General features: G+C 67.5%; 16 protein-coding genes and 1 tRNA gene. 7 read left to right on the top strand and 10 right to left on the bottom strand.

Annotated elements, in window-relative coordinates; translation table 11 throughout:
- Nucleotides 1-135: 135 nt before the first annotated feature.
- A complete protein-coding gene (locus DW307_RS12370) occupies nucleotides 136-609 on the top strand; it encodes an Lrp/AsnC family transcriptional regulator (protein WP_021200536.1) in 474 nt (157 codons plus the stop codon).
- On the opposite strand, the gene DW307_RS12365 is transcribed toward DW307_RS12370, so the two are convergent.
- Entirely contained in the window at nucleotides 581-1,480 is a 900-nt protein-coding gene (locus tag DW307_RS12365) for an alpha/beta fold hydrolase (protein WP_136024873.1), read from the bottom strand. The two genes, DW307_RS12370 and DW307_RS12365, sit on opposite strands and share 29 nt — an antisense overlap.
- Before the next feature lie 66 nt (nucleotides 1,481-1,546).
- Between DW307_RS12365 and DW307_RS12360 the strand changes: the two genes are divergently transcribed.
- From DW307_RS12360 to DW307_RS12350, 3 genes are all read left to right on the top strand, one after another.
- Complete coding sequence (locus DW307_RS12360; RefSeq protein ID WP_136024872.1) at nucleotides 1,547-2,272, top strand: 3'-5' exonuclease; 726 nt, start codon at nucleotides 1,547-1,549, stop codon at nucleotides 2,270-2,272.
- A gap of 101 nt (nucleotides 2,273-2,373) precedes the next feature.
- A complete protein-coding gene (locus tag DW307_RS12355; RefSeq protein ID WP_029259202.1) occupies nucleotides 2,374-3,288 on the top strand; it encodes a helix-turn-helix transcriptional regulator in 915 nt (304 codons plus the stop codon).
- A 168-nt stretch (nucleotides 3,289-3,456) separates the two neighbouring features.
- Nucleotides 3,457-3,774: a DUF7882 family protein gene (locus DW307_RS12350; RefSeq protein WP_021200532.1), complete on the top strand. Its 318-nt coding sequence runs from the start codon at nucleotides 3,457-3,459 to the stop codon at nucleotides 3,772-3,774.
- A gap of 44 nt (nucleotides 3,775-3,818) precedes the next feature.
- On the opposite strand, the gene DW307_RS12345 is transcribed toward DW307_RS12350, so the two are convergent.
- A complete protein-coding gene (locus tag DW307_RS12345) occupies nucleotides 3,819-4,079 on the bottom strand; it encodes a DUF6458 family protein (protein ID WP_021200531.1) in 261 nt (86 codons plus the stop codon).
- A 118-nt stretch (nucleotides 4,080-4,197) separates the two neighbouring features.
- The gene (locus DW307_RS12340) at nucleotides 4,198-5,436 is read right to left on the bottom strand and encodes a globin domain-containing protein (protein ID WP_275090566.1); all 1,239 of its coding nucleotides are present in this window, start codon (nucleotides 5,434-5,436) and stop codon (nucleotides 4,198-4,200) included.
- Nucleotides 5,437-5,548: 112 nt separating this feature from the next.
- Here DW307_RS12340 and DW307_RS12335 point away from each other — a divergent pair, with 112 nt between their 5' ends.
- On the top strand, nucleotides 5,549-6,175 hold the full coding sequence (locus DW307_RS12335; protein WP_029259200.1) for a helix-turn-helix domain-containing protein: 627 nt from the start codon (nucleotides 5,549-5,551) through the stop codon (nucleotides 6,173-6,175).
- A 4-nt stretch (nucleotides 6,176-6,179) separates the two neighbouring features.
- Here the strand turns inward: DW307_RS12335 and DW307_RS12330 are convergent.
- Together DW307_RS12330 and DW307_RS12325 are read right to left on the bottom strand one after the other, a co-directional pair.
- Nucleotides 6,180-6,253, bottom strand: a tRNA-Ile gene (locus DW307_RS12330).
- Nucleotides 6,254-6,283: 30 nt separating this feature from the next.
- A complete protein-coding gene (locus DW307_RS12325) occupies nucleotides 6,284-6,820 on the bottom strand; it encodes a gamma carbonic anhydrase family protein (RefSeq protein WP_029259199.1) in 537 nt (178 codons plus the stop codon).
- A 130-nt stretch (nucleotides 6,821-6,950) separates the two neighbouring features.
- On the opposite strand from DW307_RS12325, the gene DW307_RS12320 reads away from it, so the two are divergent.
- Complete coding sequence (locus tag DW307_RS12320; RefSeq protein WP_029259198.1) at nucleotides 6,951-7,436, top strand: Dps family protein; 486 nt, start codon at nucleotides 6,951-6,953, stop codon at nucleotides 7,434-7,436.
- A gap of 80 nt (nucleotides 7,437-7,516) precedes the next feature.
- Here DW307_RS12320 and DW307_RS12315 read toward each other — a convergent pair whose 3' ends face one another.
- Genes DW307_RS12315 through DW307_RS12295 form a run of 5 tightly spaced genes read right to left on the bottom strand, consistent with a single transcriptional unit; the run spans nucleotide 7,517 to nucleotide 12,402 of the window.
- Nucleotides 7,517-9,013, bottom strand: a complete 1,497-nt coding sequence (locus tag DW307_RS12315; protein ID WP_029259197.1) for an amidohydrolase — start codon at nucleotides 9,011-9,013, stop codon at nucleotides 7,517-7,519.
- A complete protein-coding gene (locus tag DW307_RS12310; RefSeq protein ID WP_029259196.1) occupies nucleotides 9,010-9,654 on the bottom strand; it encodes an FMN-binding negative transcriptional regulator in 645 nt (214 codons plus the stop codon). The genes DW307_RS12315 and DW307_RS12310 overlap by 4 nt, the downstream gene beginning before the upstream one ends.
- A gap of 39 nt (nucleotides 9,655-9,693) precedes the next feature.
- Nucleotides 9,694-10,692: an Fpg/Nei family DNA glycosylase gene (locus DW307_RS12305; protein ID WP_021200524.1), complete on the bottom strand. Its 999-nt coding sequence runs from the start codon at nucleotides 10,690-10,692 to the stop codon at nucleotides 9,694-9,696.
- A gap of 1 nt (nucleotide 10,693) precedes the next feature.
- Entirely contained in the window at nucleotides 10,694-11,179 is a 486-nt protein-coding gene (locus tag DW307_RS12300) for a ribose-5-phosphate isomerase (protein WP_021200523.1), read from the bottom strand.
- 38 nt (nucleotides 11,180-11,217) lie between these two features.
- Nucleotides 11,218-12,402, bottom strand: coding sequence for a ferrochelatase (locus DW307_RS12295; protein WP_029259195.1), 1,185 nt, complete (start codon nucleotides 12,400-12,402; stop codon nucleotides 11,218-11,220).
- Between the two features lie 179 nt (nucleotides 12,403-12,581).
- Between DW307_RS12295 and pepN the strand changes: the two genes are divergently transcribed.
- Nucleotides 12,582-15,134, top strand: a complete 2,553-nt coding sequence (gene pepN, locus DW307_RS12290; RefSeq protein WP_136024870.1) for an aminopeptidase N — start codon at nucleotides 12,582-12,584, stop codon at nucleotides 15,132-15,134.
- The last annotated feature ends 32 nt before the right edge of the window (nucleotides 15,135-15,166 follow it).

Raw genomic sequence — 15,166 nt, 5'->3', positions numbered from 1 at the left:
TCCGCGCACTGATGCCAGCGTCATCACCGGCATGGTCTGAGAGTACGTCTGCTCAACACCTCGCTCAAGCATTCTGAAAGAGCTTGAGCATGTTGCTCAATTTGGCACGGAAGGCTCCTGCTAAGGTTTGGCACTATGCCAGGACTGGACCGCATCGATCTCGAGCTTCTCGCCGCACTCGCTGACGACCCGAGGACCACGATCGTCGCGCTCGCGGAGAGCCTGGGCCTGTCCCGCAACACGATCCAGGCGCGGATGGCACGTCTCGAGCAGAGCGGGATCTTCCTGTCCTACGAGAGGTCGTTCTCGCCTGACGTGCTCGGATTCCCGTTGCAGGCGTTCGTGAGCATCGGCGTCCGCCAGACAGAGCTTCCTCGCATCATCAACGAACTCGCCCGGATTCCCGAAGTCGTGCAGGCGCATGGGCTCAGCGGATCGATCGATCTGCTCGCACGCGTGGCCTGTCGCGACGCGCGTCACCTCTTCGACACCGACGCGCGCATCCTGTCGATCGAGGGAGTGGAACGCACCGAGACCTCACTCGCCATGGGCGAGGTGATCCCGTTCCGTGTGGCCGGCCTCATCGGCCTCGCACGACGGGAATCCTGAGGAAGCGCCGGATCGCCCCTGCGGCCTCCGCCGGCGTCTCGTAGTGGATCAGATGCCCGACGTGGGCGATCTCGACCAACCCGGCGTCCGGGAAGAGCGTCGCCAGCTTCCGCTCCGCTTCGATCGGCGTGATGTCGTCGCGTTCGGCCGCCACCAGGAGCGTCGGAACGTCGATGTCGGGCGCGAACTCGCGGACGTCGTGCGAGACGCTCGCGACGAAGGCATCGCGGAGCACATCACGATCGGAGAACCGGGAGAAGTAGGTGTCATGCTGGTCGTGGATGAACCGCCGGAGCTCGGGGTCCTTCGTCTTGGCCATCGTGATGCTCATGACCCGCACGATGATCCGATTGCGCAGCAGCGCGGTTCCGAGATTCTCCGGGAGCCGGGCGCCGAGGGCGTAGTAGAACACGGCCAGGCGCGTCATGAGTCCCTTGGGGCCCTCGAGCGCGGGAGCACCGAGGGGATTGATGAGGATCAGGCGCGGAGTCTGCAATCCGCGGGCGACCGCCGCGGCCGTCACGATCGACCCGAAGGAGTGGCCGAGGATGACCGCGCCGGGTGCGACCTCGGTGGCGAAGTCCGTGAGCCATCCGGCGTACTCGTCGAGATCGTGACGGCGTCCCGGCAGCGGGGCCGTCTCGCCGAAGCCCGGAAGGTCGGGCGCGATCACCCGCACCTCGGGGAGGTATGCGAGCACCGGTTCGAGGCCATGGTGCTCGCCCCGGAAGCCGTGCACCGCGACGACGGTCGTCCCGGCGTCTTCGGGTCCATACGCCCAGTACGCCGTGGTCGCCCCGCGCACCTCGACCTCGTGGCGTTGCACGGGCAGACGACGAAGACGGTCCGCATACGGGGAAGGCACGGTCATCCTCAGAGTCTACGAGTCGCCGTGCGCCTTCTCCTGAATGTCCGCGGCCGACCATAGCGTGAAGCCATGCCAGCCGGTCCCCCGCTTCCTGCCTGGCTCACCCGTGTCGGGGTGTTCGATCTGGAGACGACCGGAGTCGACGTCGAGTCGGACCGCGTGGTGACCGCCTACGTCGGTATCCTCGACGCCGATGGCAGACAGGTCGCGGCCCGTTCGTGGCTTGCGGACCCCGGTGTGCCGATCCCCGACGGCGCAACCGCGGTGCACGGGATCACGACGGCGCACGCGCGAGCCCACGGGCGGCCCGTCCCTGAGGTGGTCGCCGAAGTGACTGCTGCCCTGCGGTCCCTGTTCCGGCAGGGTGTGCCGGTCGTCGCATACAACGCGTCGTTCGACTTCTCGCTGCTCGCCTGCGAAGCCGCGCGGCACGGGGTCGACCCGCTCACCGACCCCGCACCGGTGATCGATCCGCTCGTCATCGACAAGGCGTATGACCGCTACCGGCGCGGTCGACGCACGCTCGAGGTGGTCGCGGCGCACTACGCCGTCCCGTTGGAGGGCGCCCACGAAGCGTCTGCGGATGCGATCGCCGCCGGGCGCGTGGCGCAGGCGCTCGCCCGTCAGTTCCGTCTCCCCGAGAATCCGGTACAGCTCCACACGCACCAGATCGGCTGGGCCCGCTCGCAGGCAGCCAACCTCACCGAGTACTTCGTGAGCATCGGACGTCTGGAACCCGATGACATGCTCGATGGACGCTGGCCGGTGCGGCACGCCGGCCCCATCGTGGAGTGACGTGCGTCGCTGCTCCTCGGCTCGGAATCAGGTGTCGTGGGATACGCTCCAGATGGTGCGCCCTCGAGTGGGATCAGGGCGCGAAGCACGAGGAGCAGCCCATGCAGTTCACGTCCGTCGATCTCGAACGGGTCGAGTCCACGTGGCAGCAGTTCGTTCCCTCGGCCTCTCTGCAGAATGCTGATCCGCGGAGCTTTCGATTCGACTGGCGATCCGAGGAACTCGAGACCGCGTCGTTCGTCGACTATCGCCTTTCCGCTCAGGTGCATTCGCGGGCCGAGCCGCAGGATCAGTTGCTCGTGTGCCGTGTGGACGCCCCGGACGCGCGCGTCTGGTCGGGGCGCGCTTCCTTGGACGCCGATGCCGTCTGGATGTCGGACGGCACTGAGGTCGAGGCCAGATGGGACCGGTCGGCTCGCGTTCGCGCCATCGTCTTCGACCAACAGGCCGCGCAGAGCAGAGCGCGGCAGATCACGGGGGATGATCGGCGAGAGCTTCGCACGACCGGACTCGCGCCGCACTCCGTCATGGATTCCCAACGGTGGGAGCGGATGTTCGCCTACCTCGACCAGTCCCTGCGGGACGGGATCGCAGACGATCTGCTCGTCGCCGAGCTCGAACGCCATGCCCTGATGATCACGCTTTCGGCGTTCCCGACCACATTCTCCGAATCGCTGCGGCGCCCGGCGCAGCGCGCCGGTGCACCGGCGGCCGTTCGCCGAGCGCTCGCCTACATCGATGCGAACGCGCATCTGGCGATCACCATCGACGACGTCGCGGCCGCGTCCTACATCTCCACTCGTGGTCTGCAATACGCGTTCCGGCGGGCGCTCGACATCACGCCTGCGGATGCTCTGCGTCGGGCGCGCCTCGACGGCGCCCATCGTGATCTCCGCAACGGTCGGGGTCGCTCGGTCGGCGAGGTCGCTCGACGCTGGGGCTTCAGCAACTCCTCGCGGTTCGCTTCGGCCTACCGCGAGGCGTACGGGATGGCACCCGCACTGCCATCGACCTGACAGGGAACGAATATTCTCTTCGCGTCGCTCGGCGGGTCGGGGGCGAGCGCGGGGCGTCGGAGCGATCTGCGGTTAGAGTTCGAGTGTCCCGGACCTCGGTCCTGCGAGCACGCCCCCGAGGAGAACCATGGTCCACGCGCGCCACCCCCACGAATCGTCCCCACGCTGATGGGAAGCCTCTACTACGGCGACGCGAAGACTCCCATCCACATCGATGACCGCGCGCTCGCGCATCTCAAAGTGGTCATCGCCACCAAGCTCCGTCGTAACGAGAGCTTCACCCTCTCGTGGCGGCACCCGGACGGCGATGCGCCCGGACGTTCCACCCTGTGGCTGCATCCCTCGATCCCGCTCCGCTTCGTCTTCCAGGACGCACAGACGCCGGAGCTGAGCAGAAGGTGGATCGAAGAGCTGGCTCATTCCGCGAGTTCGAGCGGTGGCATCACGCTCGTCGAGGAACATCTCGAGAGCGTCACCGCCGACTGACGGCGCCCGACACCCTCCGAGCTGGACGCCGTCAGCGGCTGGGCTCACACCGCTTCGTCGCCGCTGGTGCTCACGGAGCGACGCGTCGTCGGCTCTCCGGTGGCGGGATCGACGAAGGTGCGCGACACCGTCTCGGTGCGACGCCGACGTGCGAGCAGCACGATGCCGATGAGGAAGACGACGACGCCGGCCCCCATCAGGATGTAGCCGACCATGTCGAGGTCGACCCAGGGAACGTCGACGTTGATTGCGAAGACGAGGATCGCCCCGATCACGAAGAGCGCGATTCCGCTGCCGATGCTCATGGTGCCTCCCGTTCTGCGGCGCGGTGCCGCACATCGAAAGCATGGCGTGGTGCGGCACCGCCGAGGAGGGGCTTGACATCCGCGCGCCCGTTCCCCTCCTCCCCTGTGTGCGGAGACCTCAGGCGGCGTAGGTCGCGGGCTGCTGCAGCCAGAGATCGGGGCCGAAGACCTCGTAGGCGATCCGCTCAGCGGGCACCCCTCGGCGCAGAAGGGTCGCTCTCGCGTTCCGCATGAACTCGAGCGGTCCGCACATGAACACGACCGCGTCGTCCGGCAGCTCCACATCGGTGAGGTCCATCCTGCCCGGAAGAGCGGGATGCAGGGTCGGGGCCCCGTCTGCGTCCTTCGCGTACCAGTTCTGTGCCCTGGCGTCGTCCATCGCGAGCACCTGACGACGAAGTGAGGGATACAGCGCGTGCGTGTCGTGGGCGCGGTCCGCATGGAAGAGCCGCACAGTGCGGCCGGGAGAACGTCGTGACAGGTCCTCGACGATCGCAGCGATCGGAGTGATGCCGATACCCGCCGACACCAGGATCAGCGGGTGTTCGTCGTCGTCGAGCACGACATCGCCTGCCGGCTGCGATACGTCGAGCACTGTTCCGGGATGCGCGTGCTCATGCAGCCAGGTCGACACCAGGCCGTCGGGCAGGCCGCCCTCACCGCGTACGCGCTTCACCGTCACCCGCAGCGAATCGCCTCGCGGCCCGGAGGAGATCGTGTATTGGCGCGGCTGTCGGGAGCCATCCGGCAGGTCGACGGCGATGGCGACGTACTGGCCGGTACGGTGCGAGGCCACTGCCCCCTCCACGGGAGCGAGGAGCAGGGAGATGACGTCGTCGGACTCCACCACGCGCTCCACGACGCGGTGCGTGCGCCACGGCTGCTCGGGATCGGTTCCGCCCTGCGCGTAGAGCTTCGCCTCCTCCGCGATGAGCGAGCATCCGAAGAGCCAATAGACCTCGTCCCAGGCGGCTCTGACCTCGGGGGTGACGGCATCGCCCAGGACCGTCTGGACAGCGTCGAGGAGGTGGTGCCCGACGATCGTGTACTGGCGTGCCTGTATGCCCAGGGAGACGTGCTTGTGAGCGATCCGGCGCATGACGGGCGTGAAATCGGGGGCCTCGGGGTCGATGAGGTGGACGGCGAACGCAACCACCGATGCGGCCAGCGCCTTGGGCTGCTCGCCTATCGCCTGGTTTGCACGATTGAACACACGGAGCAGTTCCGGATGTGCGGCGAACATCTCGCGGTAGAACAGCGTCGTGATCTCGTCCGCATGCTGCGCGACGACTCCCTCGGTCGCACGCACGACCGCCTCGGACTCCGTTGAGAGTTTCATGACTTCCCTTCTCTTCATCGTCATGGTTCTCCCACCCTTTCCCGCGGCGAGGGTACGCGCCGGGTCTTTCACCGGGTTATTTCCGGTGGAAAGGAGTCCTGGACTGTTCGCGCCCGCCTATCCTCGCCACATGCCCCGTCGCGCCCATGACTTCCGAGGACTCACTCAGCCGCGTCGACTCCAGCTGCTGCACGCCATACAACAGGCGCCCGGCCGGCGCGCCGGCGCGCTCGCCGAGGAGAGCGGCATCCCGCTGAACACCGTCCGGGATCATCTGCGGGTGTTGGAGGACGAGGGGCTGATCCGCAGTGAGACACGAAGGTCCGGCGGTCGAGGGCGTCCGTCCGTCGTCTTCCATCCTGTGCGCGACGTGACATCGAACACCGTCACACGCGCGCGCGTCGACGGGGCGAGCGAGCGGGGGCGGATGCTCCGAGCCGTGACGGACGATGCCCCGACTGCGCTCGAGGAGGACGCCCTGCGTCAGGTCGACGTCCTCTACGAACACCTCGACGACGCCGGTCTGGACCCCGTCGTCGATGAAGCGGCGCTGCGCTTCGACTTGGCTCCGTGCCGCTATCAGGGGCTGTTGGCGGAGGATCAGGCGCTCGTCTGCGACGTTCACGCCCAGCTCGTCCGCGATGTGCTCCAGCTCAGCGACGGGCCGCTCGAGATGCAGCGGTTGGATCCGTTCGTCTCGCCGCGGCAATGCCGGCTGTTGCTCGGGCGGAGGGAACCCGGGAGCGGTCGTGGCTGAGGAGTAGGGCGGGCGGGACTTGAACCCGCGATCGTTGGGTTATGAGCCCACTGCCTTAACCAGCTTGGCCACCGCCCCGTACTCCTCCCAGCCTAGCGGCCGGGGCCGTCAGGCCGAGGTAGCCGACGAGTGCGTCTGCGAGTGCCCCAGATAGATGTCGGCGTTGGCGATGAGTCCCGCACGCTCCTCTTCACTGAGTGCCCGACGCACCTTCGCGGGAACACCGGCGACGAGGGAACCGGCGGGGATCTCCGTCCCGCCGAGCACGACGGCGCCTCCGGCGACGAGGCAGCCTTCACCGATCACCGCACCGCTGAGGATCACCGATCCCATGCCGACCAGCGTGCCGTCGCCGATCGTGCAGCCATGGACGACCGCATTGTGTCCGACCGATACCTTGGCACCGATCACGACCGGGTGTCCGGCATCCACGTGCACCGAGACGTTGTCCTGCACGTTCGAGCCGGGACCGATGACGATCCCGGCCGAGTCGCCACGAAGCACGGCGTTGTACCAGACGCTGGAACCGGCGGCGAGGGAGACTTCACCGATGATGCGCGCCCCGTCTGCGACGAAAGCCGTCGCGTCGATCGACGGGGTGCTGTTCGGCAGGGCGAGGACAGAGGCTCCGGACGCGATGCTCATGAGGCGAGACTACCCTCACTTCCCCGGAATCACGCGGAAGTGAGCCGAGCCTCAGCTTGCTTGCGGAATGTATGAGGCTGAGTAGCGTTGTCTTCATCAGATACGAGAACCCGTTCCAGAGGAGCACAAGATGAGCAAGGCACAGACCGTTTCCACCACCGCCATCGACCCGACCGTGGCTGCAGGGGCGGCCCAGTTCCTCTCCCCTGTCGTGCTCGGCCTCCAGGCGCTGACGCTCAACGGCAAGCAGGCGCACTGGCATGTCCGCGGCGCCAACTTCATCGGCGTCCACGAGTTGCTCGACACGATCGTCGCCCACGCCGGTGACTTCGCAGACACCGCCGCAGAGCGGATCGTCGCGCTCGGTCTGCCGATCGACGCTCGCGTCAACGCAGTCGCCGACAAGGCGGGAACCACCTCCGTCGCCGCCGGCTTCGCCCAGTCGGACGAACTGATCCGCGCCGTCATCTCTGACATCGACGCGATCCTCGTCGACGTCAAGGCCGCCGTCGACGGCCTCGACGAGGTCGACCTCACCAGCCAGGACGTCGCGATCGAGATCCAGCGCGGCCTCGAGAAGGACCGCTGGTTCCTGGTCTCGCACATCGCCGCCTGATCTGATCGGCACAGCAAGGGGCGATCCTCGGTTCTCCGAGGATCGCCCCTTCTTCGTGCGCGCTTCGTGCGTGCGGAAGATCAGCCGATGTGGGTGACGTATCCGGCCAGAATCGTGGAGCGAACGGGCATGGATCGCAGGTCCGCCCCTGTCGCCGTGCGAGGATCTGCGGCGCAGAGGGCGATGTCGGCGGGCTCGCCCGGACGCACCGACGAACGCACGCTCGCCTCGAGCGCCTGGTCGATCGTGATCCGTTCTTCCGGATGCCAGGGTTCCCGCGCGTCGTCGGTGCGCGATACCGCAGCCGCGATGGCGTGCCAGGGGTCGAGCTCGGCGACGGGTGCATCGGATCCGAAACGCAGGTGCACGCCGGCGTCGCGCAGCGATGCCAGTGGATAGCCGATCGCGGTCTGCTCCGCCCAGTGGCGATCCACCAGATCACGGTCATCCACGGCGTGCTGCGGCTGGACGCTGGCGACCACCCCGAGGCGCGCGAACCGCGCGAGATCGCTGTGTCGGACGAGTTGCACATGCTCGATCGACCCGACGGCGCCCGTGGTGGTGAAGGCGTCGAGCGCCGAGGTGATCGCCCGGTCGCCGATCGCATGCACGGCCACGCCCAGACCAGCGCCTGTCGCCCGGGTCAGGAGCGCGACGAGTTCATCGGAAGGCACGGTGAGCATCCCGAAGTTGTCGGGGTCACCGGGATAGGAGTGCGAGCAGGCGGCGGTTCGCGTGCCCAGCGAACCGTCGGTGATGATCTTCAGCGGCCCGACGTGGACCAGGCCTCTACCAGGTGTCGGAACGTCGTGCTCCTCGCGGAGTTCTCCCGTGCGCAACCCGGCGCCGATCGCACGGTCGAGGTCGAAGGGGTAGACCGCGAACTCGACACGGTGCCAGGCGAAGCCGGCCAGGACCCGTCGGGGCCAGGCTTCCGCACTCCACGCCATGTCGAAATCGACCAGGCCGGTGATGCCGCGCGTGGCGGCCTGCTCTCCAGCGCGCATCATCGCGCGGTCGCCATGGGCGGCGTCAACCGCGTTGAGGCGCCGCGAGATCTCGAAGGCGTCGGTCTCGCGGAGCATGCCGTCATCGCTCCGGAACCCCTCACGAGCGAGTGCCGCGCTGTTGAGCCAGACGCTGTGGACGTCGGCATTGATGAGGTAGGTCGGGATATCCCCGGTCGCCGCGTCCAGGAGGTCGAGTGAGGGCCGATCCGACCACAGGGCGTCACGGAAACCGGTGCCGACACGACGTCCATCCGGCAACGGGGCCACACCGCTCATCGCCGCGGCGGCAGCGGCGGCGGATTCCAGGTGACCGAGCGGCGCTCGTTCCGATGCCAAAGCCCATTGCACCGTGTGCACGTGGTTGTCCCAGAGCCCCGGAACGGCCCAGGCGCCATCACCGCGGATGACCTCGCCCCGCGCCGGCAATGCACCGGTCGGCGCGATGTCGACGATGCGCCCGTCGGCGATGAAGATGTCCACGGGCTCGTCATCCATCAGGAATTCACGCCCGGGGCCCGCAATCCGCACGGCCGTGATGGTGTCGATCGCCGCTCCGCGTTCTGTCACTGCTGTCGTCCTCCTCGGCGCGCGTCCTGTGCGCGCCGCATCTCCGCGGCGAGAGCCGGGTTGGAATACGGTCCGTCGGTCGACAGCGCGGCGATCACCGTCTCGATCGTCTCCGGCGGCTTGTTCTGACTGAGTTTCCTCTTGGCGACGACGCGGGTCGGCGTCAACCGGAAGCCGACAGTCCCCGAAGCGAGCCGCTCGATGTATCCCGGGTCATTCGGACGCTCCCACATACGCCTCGGTTCGGGCATCCGCGATTCGAATCGCTCCACCAGCCGGTCGAGGACGACGAGGTTCTCTTCGTCCGTGAGGATCTCGGGCACGCCGGCCAGATGCACGGCGGTGTAGTTCCACGTCGGCACGGCGGCGACATCGCCGTACCAGCCCGGAGACACGTAACCGTGTGGACCCTGGAACACCGCGAGCATCTCTCGCCGGCCCATGCCGTGGATGAGATCGTCCGGACGGCCGACGTGCCCGACGACGGTCAGGTCGTCGCGCGATTCGTCGAGGAGAACGGCGTAGTGGGAGGCGACGAGTCCGTCATCGCCCGCGCTCATGATCGTCGCCCACGGATTCGCCTCGATCACTCGGCGGATCTCGGTCACGTCGGCCAGCGTGAAGCTGGGATTCTGTCGCATTCGATCAGCCTAGAACGGATGGCGGTGGCAGGTGCGTGGTCAGGCCTGACAACGGGGGCACCAGTAGAGCTTGCGCGCGCCGATCTCCTCGAGGGCGATCTCCGTCCCGCAGATGCGGCACGGAAGCCCCGCGCGGTGATACACCCAGTGGCGGTCGTCGCGGTTTGCCATCGCCGCTCGATAGTCCGCACCGGTGAGGCCGTCCATCGTCATCATCTGCCCGGTCTCCACACCGACGGCGAGCAGCCGCACCCAATCGTTCCAGAGCGCACGCACGACGTCTTCGGGCACATCCCGACCAGGTGTGTGCGGATTCAGCCGCTGCCGGAACAGCATCTCGGCCCGGTACACGTTCCCGATGCCGCTCACGACCGACTGGTCCATGAGCAGGAGTGCGATGACCGTCGGCTTCTTCCGGACCGCCCGGACGAACCGTTCTTCGTTCTCGACCGGATCGCCGACGAGCGGATCGGGCCCCAGCTTGGCGACGGTGGCGAGCATCTCTTCGGGCGTCTGCAGCACACAGGCGGTCGGTCCTCGGAGGTCGGCTGCGGTGATGTCGGTCATCAGGCGAAGGCGCACCTGCCCGACGACAGGAGGAGGCCACTCCATCCCCTCGTCGGCGAGGCCCTTCGTCTGCTCCGACATGCGCACATGCACCCGGGTGCGTCGAGGGGCTCCGATCGACGCCAGCGAGTTCTCCCCCGCATCATCGAGGATCGGCTCGTCGAGGACGGTGCCCCGCTGGTTGGTCTGGCCCATCCGCCCGTTCGCCGAGGCGATGGTCGGGTCGACGAGGATCTCGCCCGCGAAATCCCACGCCCCGTACAGACCGAGGTGCACGCGGAGCCACAGATCGCCTTCCGTCTCGAGGAACATCTGCTTGCCGACGGCCTGCACGCTCACCGCCGCGCGCCCGTCGAGGACAGCGGCACCTTCGGCGAACCGGCCCTGCGGGCTGGAGGCGCTCAGCGTCTTGCCGACGAAGTTGCGGTCGAACTGACGAGCGATCCGGTGGACGGAATGACCCTCGGGCATCTCAGGCCCGCGGGTCCGGGAGCAGGGAGCCGTCGCGTTCGAAGTCCGCGATCTGGCCGATGCGCCGCACGTGGCGCTCGTCTCCGGAGAACGGCGTCTCGATGAAACGGTCGATGAACGAGGTGACCTCGTCGTAGGTGTGCTGTCGTGCGCCGATGGAGATCACGTTGGCGTCGTTGTGCTCGCGGGCCAGTTCTGCCGTCGAGAGGTTCCACACGAGTGCGGCACGGACGCCTTCCACCTTGTTCGCAGCGATCTGCTCGCCGTTTCCGGAACCTCCGAAGACCACACCCAGAGCTTCGACGCCCGCCCGCTGATCGGCGATGACCGCCTGAGCCGCGCGGATGCAGAACGCGGGGTAGTCGTCGACCGCGTCGTACTCGATCGGACCGTGATCGACGACCTCGTGTCCGGCTGCGCGCAGATGTCCCTGCAGCTGGGTGGAGAAGTCGAGGCCCGCGTGGTCGGTGGCGATGTGGATGCGCATGACTCCCATCCTAGAAGTGCGCGTGCATCACCGAGAGGTCACGGGGCGACACCGGCCGCGGCCGGCTTGAAGCCCGCGCGGATGTTCTCACAGCACCCGGGACGGCACACGTCGAAACCTCCCGGGAGGGACGTGACATGCGCGCGCTCTTCGTTGGGGCGTCCCTGGAGACGCTCTTCGATCAGGTCGACGATGCCCGTCACGAACGCCGGTGACACGCCCGGGGTGGGTGTGCGCGTGAACGCGAGGCCCGCCTCCTCCGCGGCTTCGGCCGCTTCGGTGTCGAGATCCCACAGGACCTCCATGTGATCGCTCATGAAGCCCACTGGTACGACGGCGACGGCCTTGCGACCGCGCTCGGGCAGCTCGCCGATCACGTCGCACACATCGGGCTCGAGCCACGGCTGCGAGGCGGGGCCGGAGCGGGACTGGTAGACGAGTTCCCAGGACACATCGGCGGATGCCGGAACGGTCTGCCGCACGCGGTCCATCACCCAGGCGGCGACGGCGAGATGCTGTGCGGCGTACGCACCGCCTTCGCCCCAGTCGATGTCCCGTGCGCCGGAGCGCTCGGCGTCGGCCGTCGGGATGCTGTGCGTCGAGAAGAGGATCTGGATGTCGGCTGCGGCGACACCCTCGGCGAGGAAGCCTTCGACAGCCTCCCGCACGCCGGTCTCGAACGCTTCGACGAACCCCGGGTGATCGTAGAAGGGACGGATCTTGTCGATCGTCACGGTCTCGCCCAGGCCCGTCTCCTCGAGGATGCGGGCGAAGTCCTCGCGATACTGACGGCAACTGGAGAACGAGCTGTATGCACTGGTGGCGAAAGCCAGGAGGGTGTTGTGACCGTTGCCCGACGCCTCGGTGACGACCTCTTCCAGGTACGGGGCCCAGTTGCGGTTCCCCCAGTAGACGGGGAGCGTGATGCCTCGCTCGACCAGGGCGTTCTCGAGCGCCTGCTTGAGCACACGGTTCTGCCCGTTGATCGGGCTCACTCCGCCGAAGTGACGATAGTGGTGTGCAACCTCTTCGAGTCGTTCGTCGGGGATGCCGCGCCCGCGCGTCACATTCCGGAGGAACGGGATCACGTCTTCCTGACCCTCCGGCCCGCCGAATCCGGCGAGAAGGATCGCGTCGTAGGCGACCGGCGTGGTCACGAAGGGCGCACCGCCGGAGGCAGCAGGCGAAGCAAAGGGAACGACATTCGGCTCGATCGCAGTCACCCCTCCATCCTCCCACCTCGGCGGAGTGCGGGAGTGCGCGCATTCACCGTTTCTATCCGTTTCCGTTCCTTCGTCGCTGCGAGAGGGCATCCGTCGCACTGGCGTAGGCTGTCAGGGTTGCCGTCGGCGCCAACTGCGCCCAGCCCCGGTGACATCCCCTCACCCCTGGGAGTACAGCTGTGCCTGGAGAGAACCTCACCCGCATCGAAGCGCAGGAGCGCCGCGACGTCATCGACACTCAGTCCTATGAAGTCGCCCTCGATCTGACCAAGGGCGCCGAAGTGTTCGGCTCCCGCAGCGTGGTGCGCTTCACCGCGACGCCGGAGGGCTTCACCTTCATCGACCTCATCGCTCGCGAGGTGCGTGAGATCTCGCTCAACGGCGAGCAGTTGGACCCGAACGAGGTCTTCGCCGACTCGCGCATCGCGCTCACCGGGCTGCAGGCCGAGAACGTCCTCGTCGTGGACGCCGACTGCGAATACACCAACACCGGAGAAGGACTGCACCGCTTCGTCGACCCCGTCGACGGCGAGGTCTACCTCTACTCCCAGTTCGAGGTGCCCGACTCGCGCCGCGTGTTCGCGGTCTTCGAGCAGCCCGACCTCAAGGCGACGTTCCAGTTCACCGTGACGGCACCGGCCGCGTGGAAGGTCGTCTCCAACTCCCCCACGCCCGAGCCCATCGTGCACGACGACGACGTCACCGCCACCTGGGGCTTCGAGCCGACCCCGCGCATCTCGTCGTACATCACCGCACTCGTCGCCGGACCGTATGAATCGACCTTCTCGGAGCTGACGAGCGCCTCCGGCCGTGTCATCCCGCTGGGCGTGTACGGCCGCAAGAGCCTGTGGCAGCACCTCGACGCCGACTACATCTTCGACAAGACGCGCGAGGGCTTCGCCTACTTCGAGTCGAGGTTCGGCGTGCCGTACCCGTTCGCCAAGTACGACCAGCTCTTCGTGCCGGAGTTCAACGCCGGCGCCATGGAGAACGCGGGAGCGGTCACCTTCACCGAGACCTACGTCTTCCGCAGCAAGGTGACGGACGCGGTCAAGGAGCGCCGCGTCGTCACGATCCTGCACGAGCTCGCCCACATGTGGTTCGGTGACCTCGTCACCATGAAGTGGTGGAACGACCTCTGGCTGAACGAGTCGTTCGCCGAGTGGGCGTCGACCATCGCCACCGCCGAAGCCACCGAGTGGACCGAGGCGTGGACCACGTTCAACGCCATGGAGAAGACCTGGGCCTACCGCCAGGACCAGCTCCCGTCCACTCACCCGATCGTCGCCGAGATCAACGACCTCGAAGACGTGCAGGTGAACTTCGACGGCATCACATACGCCAAGGGCGGTTCCGTCCTGAAGCAGCTCGCCGCCTGGGTCGGCATCGAGGCGTTCTTCGCGGGCGTGTCGCAGTACTTCCAGAAGCACTCCTGGGGCAACACCGAGCTGAGCGACCTGCTCTCCGAGCTGGAAGCCACCAGCGGCCGTGACCTCAGTTCCTGGTCGAAGAAGTGGCTGGAGACCGCCGGCGTGAACACGCTCGAGCCGGTCATCGCAGAGGACCACGATGGAAAGATCTCGCGCTTCGCGATCACGCAGACCGCGCCGGCGGACTACCCGACGATTCGTCCGCACCGGCTCGGAATCGGCTTCTACACGCTGACCGACGGTTCGCTCACGCGCACGCACTACCTCGAGGTCGACGTCGACGGCGACCGCACCGAGGTGCCCGAGCTGCAGGGTCTCGCCCGGCCCGACCTCGTGCTGCTCAACGACAACGATCTCGCCTACGCGAAGATCCGCCTCGACGAGAAGTCGCTCGCCACCGCGATCGCGCACCTCGCCGACATCCACGACCCGCTCGCCCGCTCGCTCGTCTGGGGTGCCGCGTGGGATCAGACCCGCGACGCCGAGACCGGCGCCTCGGAGTACCTCGACCTCGTGCTGGGGAACATCGGTCGCGAGACCGAGTCGACGACGGTGCGCACCACGCTCGCCCAGCTGCGCACTGCGGCGACGCTGTACGTCACGCCGGCCGACCGCGAGGCGGCGCGGCTGAAGATCGCCGACGGCCTGTGGAGTCTCGCGGAGTCCGCCGAGCCGGGCAGCGACAGCCAGCTGCAGTTCGTCACCGCCTTCGCCAACGCGCTGGTCACCCCGGAGCATGCCGGCATCATCGGGCGTCTGCGCTCCGGCGAGGACACCCTGCCCGGGCTCGAGATCGATGCCGACCTGAACTGGCAGCTCCTCGTGGGCCTCGCCACGATCGGCGCGACGGATGCCGCGACCATCGATGCCGCTCTCGCCGCGGACAACACCGCCAAGGGCGGGGAGTTCGCGGCACAGGCCCGCGCCTCTCTCCCGGACTCGGCGTCGAAGAAGGCCGCATGGGCGTCGCTCATCGAGCGCGATGACGCCCCGAACACGATCGTCCGCTCGGCGGCACTCGGCTTCACGCACCCGTCCGGAGCAGCGGCGCTGAGCGAGTTCGTCCCCGCGTACTTCGACATGCTGCTCCCCGTCTGGGAGTCGCGCACCTATCAGATCGCGCAGTACCTGATCGTCGGGCTCTTCCCGACGGCCCTGGCCGACATCGCTCTCCGCGACGCGACCCGCGGCTGGCTGGCCGCCCACCAGGACGCTGCACCGGCACTGCGCCGACTCGTGCTCGAGAATCTGGCCGATGTCGAACGGGCGCTCGCTGCGCAGGCGCGCGACGCCGAGGATTGATACCGGAGTACATCCGAAACGGAGACCATCTG

It is taken from the genome of Microbacterium sp. K27, assembly GCF_004794435.1.
Lineage (GTDB): Bacteria > Actinomycetota > Actinomycetes > Actinomycetales > Microbacteriaceae > Microbacterium > Microbacterium maritypicum_A.
The sequence above is the reverse complement of the archived record's forward strand: the minus strand, read 5'-3'. Positions and strand labels throughout refer to the sequence as shown.

What these genes read in the sequence shown, in the direction of transcription:
- DW307_RS12335 (WP_029259200.1), top strand. Translation starts at nt 5,549, where the DNA reads ATGCCCCGTCGCGCCCATGACTTCCGAGGACTCACTCAGCCGCGTCGA.
- DW307_RS12350 (WP_021200532.1), top strand. Translation starts at nt 3,457, where the DNA reads ATGGGAAGCCTCTACTACGGCGACGCGAAGACTCCCATCCACATCGAT.
- DW307_RS12305 (WP_021200524.1), bottom strand. Translation starts at nt 10,692, where the DNA reads ATGCCCGAGGGTCATTCCGTCCACCGGATCGCTCGTCAGTTCGACCGC.
- DW307_RS12345 (WP_021200531.1), bottom strand. Translation starts at nt 4,079, where the DNA reads ATGAGCATCGGCAGCGGAATCGCGCTCTTCGTGATCGGGGCGATCCTC.
- DW307_RS12310 (WP_029259196.1), bottom strand. Translation starts at nt 9,654, where the DNA reads ATGCGACAGAATCCCAGCTTCACGCTGGCCGACGTGACCGAGATCCGC.
- DW307_RS12365 (WP_136024873.1), bottom strand. Translation starts at nt 1,480, where the DNA reads ATGACCGTGCCTTCCCCGTATGCGGACCGTCTTCGTCGTCTGCCCGTG.
- DW307_RS12360 (WP_136024872.1), top strand. Translation starts at nt 1,547, where the DNA reads ATGCCAGCCGGTCCCCCGCTTCCTGCCTGGCTCACCCGTGTCGGGGTG.
- DW307_RS12300 (WP_021200523.1), bottom strand. Translation starts at nt 11,179, where the DNA reads ATGCGCATCCACATCGCCACCGACCACGCGGGCCTCGACTTCTCCACC.
- DW307_RS12340 (WP_275090566.1), bottom strand. Translation starts at nt 5,436, where the DNA reads ATGAAGAGAAGGGAAGTCATGAAACTCTCAACGGAGTCCGAGGCGGTC.
- DW307_RS12355 (WP_029259202.1), top strand. Translation starts at nt 2,374, where the DNA reads ATGCAGTTCACGTCCGTCGATCTCGAACGGGTCGAGTCCACGTGGCAG.
- DW307_RS12320 (WP_029259198.1), top strand. Translation starts at nt 6,951, where the DNA reads ATGAGCAAGGCACAGACCGTTTCCACCACCGCCATCGACCCGACCGTG.
- DW307_RS12370 (WP_021200536.1), top strand. Translation starts at nt 136, where the DNA reads ATGCCAGGACTGGACCGCATCGATCTCGAGCTTCTCGCCGCACTCGCT.
- DW307_RS12325 (WP_029259199.1), bottom strand. Translation starts at nt 6,820, where the DNA reads ATGAGCATCGCGTCCGGAGCCTCTGTCCTCGCCCTGCCGAACAGCACC.